A 15266-nucleotide genomic window follows, 5' to 3' on the forward strand; every position below is an offset into this window, starting at 1 on the left:
CCCCGATCCCTCCGCCCCCGCCGGCACCGCGGCGCCCGGCGGCGACGGCTCCGCCGGGGACGCCGACTACTCGGCGATCGGCGCGGGCTACCGCACCTACCGCCGGCCGGACCCGCGGATCGCGGAGGCGATCGAGGACGCGCTGGGCACCGCGCGCACCCTGGTGAACGTGGGCGCGGGCGCCGGTTCCTACGAGCCGACGGACCGCGAGGTCACGCCCGTCGAGCCGAGCGCCACCATGCGCGCGCAGCGGCCGTCGGACCTCGCCCCCGCGATCGAGGCGAGCGCCGAGGACCTCCCGTTCGCCGACGGCGCCTTCGACGCGGCGCTCGCCTCCTTCACCGTCCACCAGTGGGGCGACCTCGAGAAGGGGCTGCGCGAGGTGCGGCGCGTGACCGTCGGGCCCGTCGTCGTGCTGAGCTGCGATCCGGCGGCGCTCGACCGGTTCTGGCTGGCCGAGTACGCGCCCGAGGTGATCGCGACCGAGGCCTCCCGCTACCCGGCTCCCGCGCGGATCGCCGAGATCCTGGGCGGCGACGTCGAGGTGCGGGAGCTGCCGATCCCGCGCGGCTGCACCGACGGCTTCGGCGAGGCCTACTTCGGCCGGCCCGAGGCCCTGCTGGATCCGGGCGCCCGCACGGCGAACTCGGCGTGGAGCTTCGTGGACCCGGAGGTCTCCGAGCGCTTCGTGCGCGAGCTGGGCGCGGACCTCGAGTCCGGGGCGTGGGATACGCGGCACGGGCATCTGCGCGACGCGGAGGCGTTCGACGGCTCTCTGCGGCTGATCATCGCGCGGCCCTGAGCGCGTTCAGAAGAGGATCGTGGTGAGCTCGCCGCGCTGGGTGAAGCCGGCGGCCGCGTACGCGCGGCGCGCGGGCTCGTTGAAGTCGTTGACGTAGAGGGAGACCCGCGGGGCGTGGTCCCGGGCCACCAGGCCGACGAGGTCGTGCATGGCCGCGCGGCCGATCCCCTCCCCGCGGCGCTCGGGGTCCACCCAGACGCCGTGGATCTGGGCGACGGGCCCCAGCACGGCGCCCACGTCGGCCTTGAACAGCACCCGCCCGTCGCGCACGACCACGTAGGTGCGGCCCAGCGTGATGAGGTCGCGCACGCGCGAGCGGTAGCCGCGCCCTCCGTCATGCGCGAGGGGGTCGGTGCCGACCTCCTCGCGGAACATGGAGACCGCGGCGGGGAAGACGATCTCCTCCTCCCCGCGCACCGCCCGGCGCAGGCCCGAGGGCGGCAAGGGTCGCGACGGCTCTGCGGTCGCCTCGAGCAGGGGCTGGGACCAGCGCTGCTCGCGGATCTGCCGCCCCCAGACGGGGGCCAGCTGCGCCCACAGCGACGCGACCGCCGAGCGCTCCCCGACGATCGAGCTGCAGCGGCGGGGCCGGGCGGCGAGGTGCTCGGCGAACAGGCCGATCGAGCGGGGGCTCGCGCTCACCGGGGACACGTTCACGCCGTGCCAGAGGAGCCCGTCGGTGCGCCGCTCCTCCCCCGCGATGCTGAACTCCTGGCCGACGCTCAGGCTGTGGCGGATGTCGACGAGCCTCGCGCCCGGCAGGGCGTTGACCAGGGGGTCCGTGAGGACGTGGTCGATCGCGCCCTGCACGCCGGTGGGCCTCAGGGCTCGCAGCCGAGGACCGCGGGAGAACATGGATCCGAGCCTCTCACGGGAACAGGGTGATGGGGTCCACGATGTCCGCATACAGCAGCATGACGGTCATCGCGAGGAAGAGCAGCGCGACCACGTTCGTCAGGGGCAGCAGCCGCGACATGTCGACCGGGCCCGGGTCGGGCCTCCCGCGCCAGCGCGCGATGCGCCGTCGGACCCCTTCGACGAGGGCGCCCGCGACGTGCCCGCCGTCCAGGGGCATGAGCGGGATCAGGTTGAACACGAACAGGGCCATGTTCAGCGAGGCGAGCATCGAGATCAGCGTGGAGACCTTCGCCGTGAGGTCGAAGCGGGGCTGGTCGGCGCTCGCGACCTCCCCCGCGAGCCGGCTCACGCCGACCACGCCGATCGGCCCGTCGGGGTCCCGCTCGCCGTCGCCGAAGGCGGCCTTCGCGACGTCGATGAGCCGCATGGGCAGTGTGACGACGATGCGGGCGGTCCCCTCGAAGGTCTGCCAGACCGTGCCCGGCACCTCGAGCGGGGACTGCCGCTGCAGCTCCTGACCGGGGCCGACGCCCAGGAAGCCGACCTTCTCGGTGACCACGTCGCCGTGCGCGTCGGTCTTCGCGCTGCCGTCCTCCGCGATCACGGGGCGCTCGTCGAGGATCGGTGTCGCGTGCAGGGTGAGCCGCTCCCCGTCGCGCTCGACGACCACGTCGATCTCGCGGTCGCCGGCGCCGCGCACGGCGCTCGTGACGTCGGCCCACTGATCGATCGCGTGCCCGTCGATCTCGAGCAGCCGGTCGCCGGGCTCGATCCCCGCGGCGAGGGCGGGGGCCTCGGGATGACCCGTGCAGGAGGTGCCCTCGGGGGCGTCGGCCGGGAGCACGCAGCGGGAGACGGTCTCGACGGTCGTCGAGGACGCCGGCAGGCCGATACCGCACACGAGCACACCGAGCAGCACCGCGCTGATCAGGAGGTTCATCGTCGGCCCGCCGAGCATGACGACGAGCTTGCGCGGCACGGTGAGCGCGGAGAACGTGCGATGGGACTCGGCCGGATCGTACTGCTCGGCCTCCCACTCGCGGGCGTCCTGCGCCATCTGCTGGAACAGGCCCGTGGAGTCCTCGCGGATCGTCCCCGGGGCGTCGTCGCGGCGCGGCGGATACATGCCGATCATGCGGATGTACCCGCCCAGCGGGATCGCCTTGACGCCGTACTCGGTCTCGCCGCGGCGACGGGAGAGGATCGTCGGCCCGAAGCCGATCATGTACTGGGTGACGCGCACCCCGAACGCCTTGGCGGGGATCAGGTGCCCCAGCTCGTGCAGGGCGATCGAGACCGCGATGCCCAGGGCCACGGCCAGCACCCCGAGCGCGTACAGGAGGACGGTCATGGGCGGGGGCGCCCGCTCGCGGCGGGTGCGTTCCGGGGGTCCCCGGATGCGGCCGACGGGGTCCGGACGGGCAGGATCACGGCACGGAGGCCATGAGGTCGGCGACGTGGTCGAGGTACACGTCCACCACGGCCTCCTGGTAGCCGTCCTCGCCCTTGCGGCGGCGGAAGGCCGCGCGGCGCACGTCGTCCACGCTCATCGGCAGGCCCTCGGTGAAGTAGGCGATGAGCTGGTCGCACAGGGCGTCGACGTCGGTGCGGTCGTAGGAGCGCTCACCGTGGGCGCCGGGGGCGAACCGCTCCCCGGCGGGGCGCTCGAGGCGGTCCTTGAGGGTCTCGGCGCGCTCAGTGAGGCGCGAGATCCACTGCTCCTCGCCCTGGCGGGCGATGGCGTCGTCGCGCTGCTGGAGGGCGAAGGCGTCCGAGAGCCGGTCCAGGGCCTCGTCGACGGTGCGCATGTCGTAGCCGCCGCGGAGGGTGCCGAAGCTCGCGGACGTGACGTCGGCGCTGTCGAAGCCGGAGCCGCCGTGCTCGTAGGCGGTGCGGGCGCGCGCGAGGAAGTCGTCCACCTCATGCGGGTCGTAGCCGACGCTGAAGCGGGAGACGCGCTCGAACGATGTGCTCACGGGGCAGTTCCTTCCAGGGGTCGATGCCGCTCCCCCACTGTACCGAGCGGGCGGGGCGGGGAGCTGATGCCGCGCCGGGCGGGACGCGCCGGGTGGGGCGCGCCGCTCAGCCCACGGTCTCGGGAGCGTCCTCGAGCACGGTGCCCTCGTCGTCCTCGGGACGGGAGGCGATGGCCTCGACGCGGGCGACGCGCGCCTCGCGGTCGGCGCGGTGCGTGTCGGACTCGATGACGGTCGCAGCGAGCTGGCCGCAGGCGCCGTCGATGTCGGAGCCGCGGGTGTCGCGGATCGTGGTGCGGATGCCGTTGTCGCGCAGGGTCTCCACGAAGCGCTTCTCCACCATCGGGTCCGAGGCGGTCCACTTCGAGCCCTTGACGGGGTTCAGGGGGATCGGGTTCACGTGCACCCAGTGCCGCCCGCCCTTGTCGATCAGGCGGTCGGCGAGCAGCTGGGCGCGGTGCTCCTGGTCGTTGATGTCGCGGATCAGCGCGTACTCGATGCTCACACGACGGCCGGTGGCCTCGAAGTACTCGTGGGCGGCGCTGAGGATCTCGTCGACGTCGAAGCGGGTGTTGATCGGGACGAGTTCGTCGCGCAGGGCGTCGTCCGGAGCGTGCAGGGAGACCGCGAGGGTCACCGGGATCTCCTCCTTGACGAGCTTGCGCACCGCCGGGGCGAGGCCCACGGTCGAGACGGTGATGTTGCGGGCGCTCATCCCGAAGCCCTCGGGGGCCGGGGCGTTCAGGCGCTTGCAGACGGTCGCGACCGGCCGGTAGTTCGCGAGCGGCTCGCCCATGCCCATGAACACGATGTTGCTCACCCGGCCGGTGCCGCCGGGGACGTCGCCCGCGGCGAGCTTCCCGTTGGCGATCCGCACCTGCTCGAGGATCTCGGCGGTCGAGAGGTTGCGGCTCAGCCCCATCTGCCCGGTCGCGCAGAACGGGCAGTTCATGCCGCAGCCCGCCTCCGAGGAGATGCACAGGGTGGTGCGGCCCGTGTAGCGCATGAGCACGGACTCCACGAGGGAGCCGTCGAACAGTCGCCAGAGCATCTTCTGGGTGGCGCCGTTGTCGGCGCTCTGCATCGAGACGAGCGTGAGCAGCTGCGGGAAGAAGCGGGCGACGAGCTCCTCGCGGCGGTCCTTGGGCAGGTCCGTCATCGCCTCGGGGTCGACGGTCGCGTGCTCGAAGTAGTGCACGGACAGCTGCTTGGCCCGGAAGCCCGGAAGGCCCATCTCCTCGACGGCCGCGATGCGCTCGTCCATGGTCAGGTCCGCGAGGTGGGCCGGCGGCTTGCCGCGCCGGGTGGGGCGCAGCTGCAGCTGACCGGGGGCGAGGGCGATCTTCTCGCCCGGGACCGCCTCGCGGGAGAGGTCGGGCAGGCTCGCCCCGTCGGCCGACGGGCCCGCGTCGCGGGCGCCGGGGGCGGGCACGGCGGGATCGGGAAGGTCGTGCGTCATACCAGCACCTCCAGGAGGATGAACGTGGCGGGGGCCGCCAGCAGGATCGAGTCGATGCGATCCAGGACGCCCCCGTGGCCGGGCAGCAGGTGCCCCATGTCCTTGATGCCGAGGTCCCTCTTGAGCAGGGACTCGGCGAGATCGCCGCAGGTCGAGATGATCACCAGCACCGGGCCGATGACCAGGCCCGTCCACCAGGGCGCGGTGTCCGCGAACACCAGGAAGACGACGGCCGCCGCGGTGCCCAGCACCAGCGAGCCGAAGAATCCCTCCCAGCTCTTCTTGGGGCTGATCGACGGGGCCATCGGATGCCGCCCCAGCAGCACCCCGGCGATGAAGCCGCCGGTGTCGTTGGCGACGGGCACGAGGAACGCGAGCAGCACGAGCAGGGCGCCGTCGGGCCGATCGAAGAGCAGGAGCGCGAAGCAGCCCAGGAAGGGCACCCAGGCGATCGTGAACACGCCCGCGGCGACGTCGCGCAGGGCGACGGTGCCCATCGACTCGGTGACGCGCCAGAGGATCAGCACGCACACGGCCAGCGCCGTCGCGATCACCAGGCCGTCCAGGCGGAAGACCTCGGTGGTGACGACCATGCCGACCACGCCCACGAGCACGGGCATCACGGGCACCCGCATGCCCCCGGCGGCGAGCGCGCGGGTCAGCTCGAGGACGGCGAGGACCAGGGCGAGCGCGATGAAGGCGGGGAAGACGACGGGGACGGCGAACAGGCACACCAGCAGCACGGCCACGAGGCCGATGCCGACGGGGATCGCCGCGCGCAGGTCGCGGCCAGGCCCGCGCCGCTTGGCCGCCGGGGCCTCGGCCTCGGGCCGGGTCCCGTCCTCGGGCGCACCCGGCACCGCCCCGTCCGGGAGGGACGGGGCGGTGCGATCGGGTGCTGCGGGGACCACGGCGCGGACGAGCGGGCGGAGGGAGCGCGAGCGCTCAGACCGTGGCCAGCTCGGTCTCCTTGGCCGCGAGGGCCTCGTCGACCTGCTCGATGTACTTCTTGGTGAGCGCCTCGAGGTCCTTCTCAGCGCGCGAGCCCTCGTCCTCGCCGACCTCCTTGTCCTTGACCAGCTTCTCGATGGCCTTCTTGGCGGTGCCGCGGCTGGCTCGCACGGCCACGCGGCCGTCCTCCGCCTTGGACTTGGCCTGCTTGATGTAGTCCTTGCGGCGCTCCTCGGTGAGGGCCGGCAGGACGATGCGCAGGTTGTCGCCGTTGTTCGTGGGGTTCACGCCCAGATCGGAGTCGCGCAGAGCGCTCTCGACGGCCCCCGTGGAGGACTTGTCGTAGGGGGTGACGATGACCGTGCGGGCCTCGGGGAACTGCAGGGAGGCCAGCTGGTTCAGCGGGGTCGGTGCGCCGTAGTACTCCACGGTGATGCCCTGGAACATGGCGGCGTTCGCACGACCGGTGCGGATCGTGGAGAAGTCCTCCTTGGTGACCTCGATCGTCTTGGTCATCTTGGTCTCGGCGTCCTTCAGGACGCCGGGGATGTCATCGCTCACGTCGCGCTCCTCGCTGCTCATCTCGTGGCTCAGGTCGTGGTGGCACCGGCTCCGTGCGCCGGCACCGCGGTCCATTCTCCCCCATCGCTCCCCGTCGTGCGCGACCGGCGGCGGTCGGGCGGCGCGGGGAAGGGCCGACGGGGCCGGATCGGACGGCGTCCGCCCCGCCTCGTGGGCTCAGTCGCCGGTGACGAGGGTGCCGATGCGGTCGCCCACCATGGCCCGGGTGATGCTGCCGGGGGTGTCCAGGCCGAACACCATCATCTGCTGGGCGTTGTCCATGCAGAGGCTGAAGGCCGTGGCGTCCACGACCTTGAGGCCGCGCTGCAGGGCGTCGCCGTAGGTGATCTGCTCGATCTTCTCGGCCGTCGGGTCCTTGTGCGGGTCGGCGGTGTAGACGCCGTCCACGCCGTTCTTGGCCATCAGCACCTCCTGGCAGCCGATCTCCAGGGCGCGCTGCACGGCGACCGTGTCGGTCGAGAAGTACGGCATGCCCGCGCCCGCGCCGAAGATGACCACGCGACCCTTCTCGAGGTGGCGCACGGCGCGCAGCGGCAGGTAGGGCTCGGCGACCTGGCCCATCGCGATGGCCGTCTGCACGCGCGTGGAGACGCCCTTCTGCTCGAGGAAGTCCTGGAGCGCGAGGCTGTTCATGACCGTGCCGAGCATGCCCATGTAGTCGGCGCGGCGGCGGTCCATGCCGCGCTGCGAGAGCTCGGCGCCGCGGAAGAAGTTGCCCCCGCCCACGACGACGGCGCATTCGACGCCCTGCGCGACGCCCTCGGCGATCTCGCCGGCGATGCGGGAGACGACATCCGGGTCCACGCCCACGGTGCCGCCGCCGAAGGCTTCGCCCGAGAGCTTGAGGAGGACGCGGCGACCGCCCTCCTTCTTCGGGAGAACCGGGATCTGGGAGGTGACGGACGCCTGGGTCATGGAAGGTCCTTCCGGTCGAGGTCTCGGGCGATGATACCGGCGCACGGGGCGGCGGACCCCATGGATCGGCGCGGACGTGATCACGTCCGCACGCGTGACGGCGGAGGGCCCCGCATCCGTGGCGGATGCGGGGCCCTGCCGTGGGCGGGCGCGGCGCGGGCGCGGGGCCCGGGCGCTCGTCAGATGCGCGGGATCAGTTGCCGACGCGGAAGCGGACGAAGCCCGTCAGGGTGCCGCCGGCGCCCTCGAGGACCTTGCCCACGGTCTGCTTGGGATCCTTGGCGAACGCCTGGTCGAGCAGGACGTTCTCCTTGAAGTAGCCGTTGAGGCGCCCCTCGATGATCTTCGGGATGGCCTTCTCGGGCTTGTTCTCGTTCTTCGCGGTCTCCTCGGCGATGCGGCGCTCGTCGGCGACGATCTCCGCGGGCACCTCGTCGCGCGTGAGGTACGCGGGCGAGTAGGCGGCGATGTGCATCGCCACGTCGCGCGCGACCTCGGCGCCGGCCTCGTCGGTGGCGACGAGCACGCCGACCTGCGGGGGCAGGTCCTTGTTCGTGCGGTGCATGTACGAGGTGACGACCTCGCCCTTCACGCGGCCGATGCGGCGCACGACGATCTTCTCGCCCATGGTCGCGGCGGCGCTGGTGAGGGCCTCGCCGAAGGAGGTCTCGGCGAGCTGCTCGGGGTCGGTCGCGCCGGACTCGACGGCCGCGGCCACGGCCTCGTCGCCCAGGGCGACGAACTTGTCGTTCTTGGCGACGAAGTCGGTCTCGGAGTTGAGCTCCACGAGGGTGCCCTCCTGGCCGCCCTCGGCGTCGCGGATGTCCGCGGCGATGAGGCCCTCGGAGGCGCTGCGGCCCTCGCGCTTGGCGATGCCCTTGAGACCCTTGACGCGGATCAGCTCGACGGCCTTGGCCTTGTCGCCCTCGGCCTCGTCGAGTGCCTTCTTGACGTCGAGCATCCCGGCGCCGGTGGACTCCCGGATCTCCTTGATGTCAGCAGCCGTGTAGTTCGCCATGTGTTCCTTCTTCCTGGTGGGAGAGGTCGTGCGGGGAGGTGGGGAGGAGCCCCCGGGCGGGGTGCGCCGCGAAGGACGCACCCCGCCCGGGGAGCGCGCTCACTCGGAGGGCTCGGTCTGGACCTCGGTCTCGCCGGCGGACGCCTTGGCGTCCTCCTCGGCACCGAGGACCTCGGAGGCCTCGACGTCGGAGGCATCGGCGGTGGGGACCTCGGGGGTCTCCTCGACGGCCTTCTCCTCGGCCGCGGCGGCCTTCTGCTCCTCGAGGTTCTTCTCGGCACCGGCGACGCCCTCGGCCTCGGCGGTGACGGACTCCTCGGCGGGGGCGCCGTCCTGCTGGACCTCGGACTGCTTGAGCAGCTCCTGCTCCCACTCGGCGAGCGGCTCGGCGTCGACCGCCGAGACGTTCTTCTCGCCCTTCTCCGACTTCGCGTGGCGGTCCTGGAGGCCCGCGGCGACGGCGTCGGCCACGACGCGGGTCAGCAGGGCGACGGAGCGGATCGCGTCGTCGTTGCCCGGGATCGGGTAGGTGATCTCGTCGGGGTCGCAGTTGGTGTCGAGGATCGCGACGACCGGGATGTTGAGCTTCTGGGCCTCGTCGACGGCGAGGTGCTCCTTGTTGGTGTCCACGATCCAGACGGCGCTCGGGGTGCGGCCCATGTCGCGGATGCCGCCCAGGGTCTTCTCGAGCTTGTCCTTCTCGCGGCGCATCATCAGCAGCTCCTTCTTGGTGCGGCCGGAGGAGGCCACATCGTCGAAGTCGATCTGCTCGAGCTCCTTGAGGCGGTTCACGCGCTGCGAGACCGTCTGCAGGTTGGTGAGCATGCCGCCGAGCCAGCGCTGGTTCACGTAGGGCATGCCCACGCGGGTGGCCTGCTCGCGGATGGACTCCTGCGCCTGCTTCTTCGTGCCGACGAACAGGATGGTGCCGCCGTGGGCGACGGTCGCGCGGACGAACTCGTACGCCTTGTCGATGTAGGTCAGCGTCTGCATCAGGTCGACGATGTAGATGCCGTTGCGCTCGGCGAACACGAAGCGCTTCACCTTCGGGTTCCAGCGACGGGTCTGGTGTCCGAAGTGGACGCCGCTCTCGAGGAGCTGGCGCATGGTGACGACTGCCATGGTCTGTCTCTTTCCCGGCCCTGGGCTCGCGCGGCGCACCGTGGCGGCGTCCGCGGTCCTCGCGCAGGACCTGCATTCTCGGTTCTCCCCTGCCGCCGGACGGCGCAGGGCCTGGTGCCCGGCCCTCCGACCTCCCCGGATCCCTCCCCGCCGGGAGGCGGGGACGCGGATCGCGAGGACCGACGACCGGATGGACCATGCGGGCACGCGAAGTCGCCCGGACATGCCGGACGCTGTCGTCAGTCTAGCCGACCGCGGTGCCCGCAGGCACCCTCCGGGGAGCGCCGTGCATCACGCGCGCACGTGCGTTCATCCCGCCGATCCTCCCCATGCCCCGGTTGTCCACCGTCGGGCCCCGGGGCCGACGGGACGGCGCGTGCGGCGCGAGGATCCGGGCATGGCTCCTCACCCGACCCGCCGTGCTCATGGTGCGCACCCCACTCGCTCCGCGCCCGGCGCGCACGCCGCGCGGACCGCGCACCGTCCGGGTGCCCCTCGGGACGCCCACGTCCCCTGCGGCGCTGTGCGCCTCCTGGTCGCGCTGATGGGCCTGGTGCTGGTCGCCGCACTGCAGATGACGGTTCCCGCGCACGGGGATCCCGGGGCTCCCGGGGACACCGCGGGCGGCGACGAGGCCGGTGCGCCCTTCCCAGCGCAGGCCCGCTGGGAGTGGCCGATGGCTCCCCCGCATCGGATCATCGCCCCGTTCGTCGCGCCCGAGCACCGCTACGGGCCGGGCCACCGGGGCGTGGACATCCTCGCGAGCGGCACCGAGGTGCGGGCCGTCGAGGACGGGACGGTCCGCTTCGCCGGCTCCGTGGCCGGTCGGGGCGTGGTCTCGATCCTGCACGCCGACGGGCTGCTCTCGACCTACGAGCCGGTGACGGCGGACGTGGCGGCGGGTGATCGGGTGCGCGCCGGCCAGGTGATCGGCGAGCTCCAGGAGGGCGGGGACGGCGGCCCGGGAGACGGCGAGGGGGCGAGCCACTGCGCGCAGGCGTGCCTGCATCTCGGGGCTCGACGCGGGGGCGCGGACTACGTGGATCCCGAGCCGCTGCTGCGCGGGGCCGAGCCGAGTGTGCTGCTGCCCCTGGAGGCGGCAGGGACGGCGCTCGCCCTGCTCGTTCGGCGCGCGGGCTGAGGGCCGGCGGTCAGGCGCGCGGGTGCGCCTGGTCCAGGGTGCTGCGCAGGCGCTCGGCGCTGACGTGGGTGTAGATCTGCGTGGTGCCCAGCGAGGAGTGGCCCAGGAAGTCCTGGACGCTGCGCAGGTCCGCGCCGCCCTCCACGAGGTGCGTGGCGGCGGTGTGGCGCAGCGTGTGCGGGCTGATGTGGCGGCGGATCCCCGCCTCCTGGGCGTGGCGGTCCACGAGGGTGCGCACCGCGCGGTCGCCGAGGCGCCCGCCGCGGGACCCCAGGAACAGCGCCTCGCCCGAGCCCCCGGTGGCGAGCACCGGGCGGCCCGTGCCGGTCCACTCCTCGATCGCGCGGATCGCGGGGAGGCCGACGGGCACGATGCGCTCCTTGGAGCCCTTGCCGAGGACGCGCACGGTGCGCTCCGCGTGGTCGATCGAGCGCAGGTCGAGGGCGACGAGCTCGGAGACGCGCAGGCCCGAGGAGTAGAGCAGCTCGAGCACCGCCGCGTCGCGCCGGCGCAGCGCCTCGTCGATCTCGCGGCGGGAGTCGTCTGCGATCTGGCCGTCGATGCTCCGGCCGTCTGGGCTCCGTCCCGACCGCTCCCCGCGCCCCGTGCCGTGCGCGCCGCCTGCGGGGCGAGGCGGGGCGGTCCCGTGCTCGGCCGCTTCGAGCAGTTCCTCCGTCTGGCCCTGGCTGAGCACGGCGGGCAGATGGCGACCCCGCTTGGGAGCCTTGAGCCGGCCGCCGATGTCCTGAGGGATCCGTCCGGTGCGCGCGAGCCACGTGGTGAAGGTGCGCGCGGCCGCGGCCGCCCGGGCGAGGGACGAGGAGGCGAGACCGGCCTCGGCACGGGCGCCGAGCCAGGAGCGCAGGGCCGTCACGTCGAGATCGGCGAGCTCGATGCGCTCGACCTCGTGCAGATGCACGAGCAGGCTGCGCGCCTCGCGGGAGTAGGCGGCGACCGTGTGCTCGGAGCGTCCGCGCTCGAAGCGCAGGTGCTCGGCGAAGGCGTCGAGCACCTGATCGTCCTCCGCGGCGCGCACCGCTCCCCCGTCGCGTGCAGTGCTCCCGGTGGCCATGGGCCCAGTGTGGCACCGCGCCGGCGACGGAGCCGGGCGGCGCGCAGTCCGCGAGGGCGCATCGCCGGGCCGTTCGCTCGCTCAGCGCCGGCCCACCTTCTCCCCGGTGATGCGCACGTGACCGAGGGCGTCGAGCCTCCCCAGGGCCGCCATCACCTCGCTCTCGCGGCGGCCGACCTCGCTCGCGAGGCGGTCGATCGTGATGCGCGAGCGCGGTGGGACGGCGTCCAGCACGTGCCGGTCGGCGGGGTCGAGGAGGTCCAGCTCGTCCTGCTGGGCGAAGGAGGAGTCGCCGGCCGGTGCCGAGTGCGGCAGCAGTTCGCGGATCTCCTGCGCCTCGGTGACCAGGACGGCCTGCCCGTCGCGCACCAGCCGATGGCAGCCGGCGGAGGCGGCCGAGGTGATCGGCCCGGGCACCGCCGCGACGGTGCGCGGCGGTGTGATCGTCCCGGCGTGCCGCGCGGTGGAGAGCGCGCCGGAGCGCCAGGCCGCCTCGACGACCACCACGATGCGCGCGAGCGCCGCGATCAGCCGGTTGCGGGCGAGGAACCTCCATCGCGTGGGCGCCGTCCCCGGCGGTGCCTCGCTCAGCAGCACGTGGCGCTCGCGGATGGCGCGCAGCAGCTGGTCGTTCCCCCTGGGGTACAGCCGGTCGAGACCTCCGGCGAGGACGGCGATCGTGGGTCCGCCGGCGGCGAGCGCCCCGCGGTGCGCGGCGGCGTCGATGCCGTAGGCCCCGCCCGAGAGCACCGTCGATCCCTCCGCGGCGAGCTGCGCGGCCATCGATGAGGCGCAGTCCTCGCCGTACGGGGTGGAGGCGCGGGAGCCGACCATCGCGATCGCCCGCTCGTCGGCGAGCCGTGCCGGATCCCCGGGGCCGTGGGCCCACAGGCAGAACGGGGCGGCGGGGCCGAGGTCGTCGAGGCCCGCGGGCCATTGCGCGTCCCCGGGCACGATCACGCGCATTCCCTGGCCGGCGGCCCGATCCAGGACGGACCGCGCATCGATCCTCCCCTCGCGCTCCTTCCAGCGCGAGAGTCCGGCCGCGGCGGCGGCGCGACGATCCATGCGCTGCGCACGCGGCGCGGTGGGGTCGTGGACCGGCAGGATGCGCAGGGCGTGCTCGACCGCGTCGAGATCTCCTCGGGCGAGGATCTCGAGTCCCTCGCGCACGCCGTGGACCGTGCAGGTGGAGTGTGCGACATCGTCGGAGGGCTCCGCGAGCAGCGACCAGGTGATGCGGGCCATGCGATCCGCCGACGACGCCGCGTCCGACGTGCCTCGTGCGTCCGACGCGAGTCGTTCGTGCGCCTGCGCACTCTCCTCGCACGCGCTGTCCCGGGGGCCCGCCGCGGTCATCACAGGTCCTTCCCGCGCAGGGTGAGCGCCAGGCCCACGTGGTCGGTGTCGGGGCGCGCGCTGCCGTCGAGGTCGGCGAGGGTCCAGGCGACGCGCAGCACGCGGTCGTGGCCGCGCAGGGTCAGGCGGCCGTGCGACAGGGCGCGCTGGAGCATGGCCGCGGCGCGCTCGTCGGCGCTGTACGTGCGCCGCAGCTCGGGGCCGGGGATCTGGGAGTTCAGGTGCCAGGGCTCGTCGGCGAAGCGCGCCGCCTGGCTCTGACGGGCGCGGGCGACGCGCCGGGCGATCTCCGCGCTGGACTCGGAGGCGCCGGCGTCCCGTCGCATCGGGTCGACCGGCCCCACGTCCACGCGCATGTCGATCCGGTCCAGCACCGGGCCGGAGATCTTCCGGAGATAGCTGCGGCGCTGCATGGGGGTGCACGTGCAGCGGGTGCCCTTCCCCCACGACAGCCCGCAGGGGCACGGGTTGGCGGCGAGCACGAGCTGGAAGCGCGCGGGATAGCGGGTGACGCTCAGCGCGCGGTGCAGGGTGATGTCGCCCGTTTCGAGGGGCTCGCGCAGCGCCTCGAGCACGCGGGAGTTGAACTCGGGGGCCTCGTCGAGGAACAGCACCCCGGCATGGGCGCGGGAGACCGCGCCGGGGCGGGCGATGCCGCTGCCGCCGCCGATCACGCTCGGCGCGCTCGCGGTGTGGTGCGGGCTCTCGAAGGGGGCGGTGCGGATCAGGCCGCCTCCGGCGTCGAAGCTCCGGTCCAGGGAGCGGATCGCGCTGACGGCGATCGCGTCCTCGTCCTCGAGGGCGGGCAGGATCCCGGAGATCCGCGAGGCGATCATCGTCTTCCCCGTGCCCGGAGGCCCCTGCAGCATCAGGTGGTGCCCGCCGGCGGCGGCGACCTCGGCGGCACGGCGCGCCTGGGCCTGACCGATGACGTCGGCGAAGTCGAGGCCTGGGCGGCGCGCACCGGCCTCCGCACGGGATGCGGGAGGTCTGCGCGGCGCGAGGGTCTTCTGGGCGGGAGGGTTCAGCGGCGCCCGGCATCCGTGGTGGCGCATGACCTGGCCCAGGTCCACCGCGGAGAACACTTCGATGCCCTCCACGAGGCGTGCCTCGCGCGCGTTCTGCTCGGGGACGACGGCGCGGCGCACGCCCGCCGCGCGCGCGGCGATCAGCGCGGGCAGCACTCCCGGGATCGGGCGCAGCGTCGCGTCCAGACCGAGCTCGCCGAGGTGGACGACGTCCGCCACCGCCTCCGGGTCCAGCGTGCCCTGGGCGGCGAGGATCGCGACGGCGATCCCGAGGTCGAACCCCGAGCCCACCTTGTGGATGAACGCGGGACTCAGATTCACGGTGATCCGGCGCTGGGCGAGCGGGGTGCCGATGGCACCCGCGGCCGCGCGCACCCGCTCGCGCGCCTGGAGGGTGGTCGAGTCCGGAAGGCCGACCAGCGAGAACGCGGGCAGCCCGGTGGCGACGTCGGCCTCGACCTCGACGAGGGTCCCGGTGACGCCGCGCAGCCCGACGGCGCCCGTCCTCGCGCCCCGGCGCGTGGTCACGGCGCTCATGACACGGACCGCAGGTGCTCGATCTCGCAGCCGCCCGCGCCCAGCACGTGCACGGCGACCACGTCGATCCGCACCTCGTGGTGCCGCGGGGCATGCTCCATGAGGTACGCGCCGGCGAGCGCTCGCAGGCGTCGCATCTTCAACGGGGTGACGGCCGCCTGCGGGACACCCGTCACCAGGGTGCGGCGCGTCTTGACCTCGACGAACACGAGGGTGGTTCCCTCGAGGGCGACGATGTCGATCTCGCCGGCGCGGAAGCGGGCGTTGCGCTCCACGATCTGCCAGCCGACCTCGGCGAGGTGGTCGGCGACGACCTGCTCGCCGATCCTCCCGAGCTCGAGGGCGCTGAGCCTGGCCAGCGGGACGGCGGCGGGGAACGGGATGGGTGCGGGTCGACGTGTCATGCCCTCACCCTGGCGCTCGCGCACGCCTCGCGCGCGGCCGGG

At 73.5% G+C, this 15266-nt stretch carries 15 protein-coding genes; 2 read left to right on the forward strand and 13 right to left on the reverse strand.

The window, feature by feature from the left end:
- Positions 1–802 (forward strand): class I SAM-dependent methyltransferase (locus MHY49_RS14390; protein WP_255719976.1); only part of this gene is annotated, 802 nt, incomplete at its 5' end.
- Positions 803–808: 6 nt separating this feature from the next.
- Here the strand turns inward: MHY49_RS14390 and MHY49_RS14395 are convergent.
- The 9 genes from MHY49_RS14395 to rpsB all read right to left on the reverse strand — a co-directional run bounded on the left by MHY49_RS14395 (position 809) and on the right by rpsB (position 9683).
- On the reverse strand, positions 809–1657 hold the full coding sequence (locus tag MHY49_RS14395; protein WP_239205202.1) for a DUF4081 domain-containing GNAT family N-acetyltransferase: 849 nt from the start codon (positions 1655–1657) through the stop codon (positions 809–811).
- Positions 1658–1670: 13 nt separating this feature from the next.
- Entirely contained in the window at positions 1671–3011 is a 1341-nt protein-coding gene (locus MHY49_RS14400; protein WP_239205204.1) for an RIP metalloprotease, read from the reverse strand.
- A 76-nt stretch (positions 3012–3087) separates the two neighbouring features.
- Complete coding sequence (locus tag MHY49_RS14405; RefSeq protein ID WP_200503591.1) at positions 3088–3636, reverse strand: hypothetical protein; 549 nt, start codon at positions 3634–3636, stop codon at positions 3088–3090.
- 106 nt (positions 3637–3742) lie between these two features.
- Complete coding sequence (rlmN, locus tag MHY49_RS14410; RefSeq protein ID WP_228358885.1) at positions 3743–5095, reverse strand: 23S rRNA (adenine(2503)-C(2))-methyltransferase RlmN; 1353 nt, start codon at positions 5093–5095, stop codon at positions 3743–3745.
- Positions 5092–6006: a phosphatidate cytidylyltransferase gene (locus MHY49_RS14415; RefSeq protein ID WP_239205206.1), complete on the reverse strand. Its 915-nt coding sequence runs from the start codon at positions 6004–6006 to the stop codon at positions 5092–5094. The genes rlmN and MHY49_RS14415 overlap by 4 nt, the downstream gene beginning before the upstream one ends.
- Positions 6007–6040: 34 nt before the next feature.
- Positions 6041–6607 (reverse strand): ribosome recycling factor, encoded by a 567-nt coding sequence (gene frr / locus MHY49_RS14420; protein WP_228358887.1) that lies wholly within the window; start codon positions 6605–6607, stop codon positions 6041–6043.
- A 177-nt stretch (positions 6608–6784) separates the two neighbouring features.
- Positions 6785–7543: a UMP kinase gene (gene pyrH / locus MHY49_RS14425; protein WP_200503594.1), complete on the reverse strand. Its 759-nt coding sequence runs from the start codon at positions 7541–7543 to the stop codon at positions 6785–6787.
- A 193-nt stretch (positions 7544–7736) separates the two neighbouring features.
- Complete coding sequence (gene tsf, locus MHY49_RS14430) at positions 7737–8561, reverse strand: translation elongation factor Ts (RefSeq protein WP_228358888.1); 825 nt, start codon at positions 8559–8561, stop codon at positions 7737–7739.
- Between the two features lie 99 nt (positions 8562–8660).
- Entirely contained in the window at positions 8661–9683 is a 1023-nt protein-coding gene (gene rpsB / locus MHY49_RS14435; RefSeq protein ID WP_200503596.1) for a 30S ribosomal protein S2, read from the reverse strand.
- A 523-nt stretch (positions 9684–10206) separates the two neighbouring features.
- On the opposite strand from rpsB, the gene MHY49_RS14440 reads away from it, so the two are divergent.
- Positions 10207–10824, forward strand: coding sequence for a M23 family metallopeptidase (locus MHY49_RS14440; RefSeq protein ID WP_239205208.1), 618 nt, complete (start codon positions 10207–10209; stop codon positions 10822–10824).
- Between the two features lie 10 nt (positions 10825–10834).
- On the opposite strand, the gene MHY49_RS14445 is transcribed toward MHY49_RS14440, so the two are convergent.
- The 4 genes from MHY49_RS14445 to MHY49_RS14460 all read right to left on the reverse strand — a co-directional run bounded on the left by MHY49_RS14445 (position 10835) and on the right by MHY49_RS14460 (position 15224).
- Positions 10835–11896, reverse strand: a complete 1062-nt coding sequence (locus MHY49_RS14445; protein WP_239205210.1) for a tyrosine recombinase XerC — start codon at positions 11894–11896, stop codon at positions 10835–10837.
- Positions 11897–11977: 81 nt separating this feature from the next.
- Positions 11978–13144 (reverse strand): DNA-processing protein DprA, encoded by a 1167-nt coding sequence (gene dprA, locus MHY49_RS14450; protein ID WP_239205212.1) that lies wholly within the window; start codon positions 13142–13144, stop codon positions 11978–11980.
- Between the two features lie 110 nt (positions 13145–13254).
- On the reverse strand, positions 13255–14820 hold the full coding sequence (locus MHY49_RS14455) for a YifB family Mg chelatase-like AAA ATPase (protein ID WP_239205214.1): 1566 nt from the start codon (positions 14818–14820) through the stop codon (positions 13255–13257).
- Positions 14817–15224 (reverse strand): YraN family protein, encoded by a 408-nt coding sequence (locus tag MHY49_RS14460; protein WP_239205216.1) that lies wholly within the window; start codon positions 15222–15224, stop codon positions 14817–14819. The genes MHY49_RS14455 and MHY49_RS14460 overlap by 4 nt, the downstream gene beginning before the upstream one ends.
- Between the last annotated feature and the right edge of the window lie 42 nt (positions 15225–15266).

Origin of the sequence: Brachybacterium sp. ACRRE (genome assembly GCF_022346485.1) — a bacterium.
GTDB classification, from domain to species: domain Bacteria; phylum Actinomycetota; class Actinomycetes; order Actinomycetales; family Dermabacteraceae; genus Brachybacterium; species Brachybacterium halotolerans.

Bases quoted from the DNA above. Each gene is read 5' to 3' on its own strand.
- MHY49_RS14395 (WP_239205202.1), bottom strand. From the start codon at position 1,657: ATGTTCTCCCGCGGTCCTCGGCTGCGAGCCCTGAGGCCCACCGGCGTG.
- MHY49_RS14400 (WP_239205204.1), bottom strand. From the start codon at position 3,011: ATGACCGTCCTCCTGTACGCGCTCGGGGTGCTGGCCGTGGCCCTGGGC.
- rlmN (WP_228358885.1), bottom strand. From the start codon at position 5,095: ATGACGCACGACCTTCCCGATCCCGCCGTGCCCGCCCCCGGCGCCCGC.
- pyrH (WP_200503594.1), bottom strand. From the start codon at position 7,543: ATGACCCAGGCGTCCGTCACCTCCCAGATCCCGGTTCTCCCGAAGAAG.
- tsf (WP_228358888.1), bottom strand. From the start codon at position 8,561: ATGGCGAACTACACGGCTGCTGACATCAAGGAGATCCGGGAGTCCACC.
- rpsB (WP_200503596.1), bottom strand. From the start codon at position 9,683: ATGGCAGTCGTCACCATGCGCCAGCTCCTCGAGAGCGGCGTCCACTTC.
- MHY49_RS14445 (WP_239205210.1), bottom strand. From the start codon at position 11,896: ATGGCCACCGGGAGCACTGCACGCGACGGGGGAGCGGTGCGCGCCGCG.
- dprA (WP_239205212.1), bottom strand. From the start codon at position 13,144: ATGGCCCGCATCACCTGGTCGCTGCTCGCGGAGCCCTCCGACGATGTC.
- MHY49_RS14455 (WP_239205214.1), bottom strand. From the start codon at position 14,820: ATGAGCGCCGTGACCACGCGCCGGGGCGCGAGGACGGGCGCCGTCGGG.
- MHY49_RS14460 (WP_239205216.1), bottom strand. From the start codon at position 15,224: ATGACACGTCGACCCGCACCCATCCCGTTCCCCGCCGCCGTCCCGCTG.